The organism is Nocardia sp. NPDC059195 (genome assembly GCF_042754695.1).
Lineage (GTDB): Bacteria > Actinomycetota > Actinomycetes > Mycobacteriales > Mycobacteriaceae > Nocardia.
Window position 1 is genome coordinate 1 of the sequence record NZ_JBHZBG010000072.1, and the last position, 1,328, is coordinate 1,328.

1 protein-coding gene is annotated in these 1,328 nt (G+C 63.6%); it reads right to left on the minus strand.

Annotated elements, in window-relative coordinates; all coding sequences use genetic code 11:
• Nucleotides 1–10 precede the first annotated feature (10 nt).
• A complete protein-coding gene (locus tag ACFXKN_RS33475) occupies nt 11–1,228 on the minus strand; it encodes an RNA-guided endonuclease InsQ/TnpB family protein (RefSeq protein WP_378974786.1) in 1,218 nt (405 codons plus the stop codon).
• Nucleotides 1,229–1,328: the final 100 nt, after the last annotated feature.

Below are 1,328 nucleotides of genomic sequence, written 5' to 3' on the forward strand. Positions count from 1 at the left end.
CCTCCCTGCCCTAAAGGACGGGGACTCCTACCAGCGTCCTCGGGCGCTCTCGGCGGGTTCCTGCTTCACCGCACAGCGCCGGAACAAGCCCCGGACTCACCCGCACTCCACAAGCGTTTAACCTCTCCGCCTGACCAGCGGCGAGGATATTCTTGGCGGCGTTGACATCCCGATCATGAACAGCCCCACACCCACACGTCCACGACCGCACCGACAACGGTTTCGGACCATCGACAACCCCACATGCCGAGCACAGCTGCGACGATGGGAAGAACCGGTCGACCTTGGCGAAATACCGTCCGAAGCGGGCCGCTTTCTCCCCGACCATGCGAGTGAACATCGCCCAACCCGCATCATGCACCGACTTCGCCAGACGAGTCCGCGCCAACCCCTTCACACACAAATCCTCGACGAACACCGCTTGGTTATCACGGACAATCGACGTGGACAGTTTGTGCGCGAAATCGCGGCGCTGATCAGCGATCTTTGCGTGTGCGCGGGCAACCCTGACCCGGGCTTTGCCCCGGTTACTGGAGCCCTTCTGCTTCCGTGCAAGTGCTTGTTGAGCTTTACGGAGCTTGCGTTCGGCCCGACGAAACAACCGCGGGTTCTCGATGACCCGCCCATCGGACAGGACCGCGAACGAGCTCAACCCCAGATCGATACCCACCACGGCATCAACCTCGGGCAGCGGCCGGGTTTCTGCCTCTACCACGAACGACGCGAAATACCTTCCGGCCGCGTCCTTGATCACCGTGACCGATGAGGGTTCCGACGGCAGCCGACGCGACCACGCCACCTTCACGTCCCCGATCTTGGGCAACCGCAACTTCTCCCCCGTGGTGACCGCGAACCGGGCGTTACGGGTGAACCGGATCGCCTGCCGATGATCGCGACGCGACCGGAACCGCGGCGCGGCGATCTTCGCCCCTTTCCGTGTGCCGGTGACCGAGCCGAAGAAGTTACGGTAGGCGGTATTCAGATCAGCCAGGGCCTGCTGCAACACCACCGCCGACACCCCACCCAACCACGCTCGCTGCGGAGTCTTCTTCGACTCCGTCAACAACTTCGACAGTTCCGAATCAGTAACCCGGCGGCCCTCCCGGAACGCCTGCTGCCGGATGGCCAGGGCGTCGTTGAACACGACTCGGGCGCAGCCGAATGCTTGCGCCAACGACTGCTGCTGCCCCACCGTGGGGTAGAGGCGGAAGTTGTAGCGCAGCTGCATGACCGACAGTGTGGCACCGGGGTACGACAACAAACCAGCCACCGGGAAGCACCTGGTCCCGAAAGCCATGCAAGACCATCGCGTTCAGGGCACGCTCGGC

Bases quoted from the DNA above. Each gene is read 5' to 3' on its own strand.
- ACFXKN_RS33475 (WP_378974786.1), bottom strand. From the start codon at position 1,228: ATGCAGCTGCGCTACAACTTCCGCCTCTACCCCACGGTGGGGCAGCAG.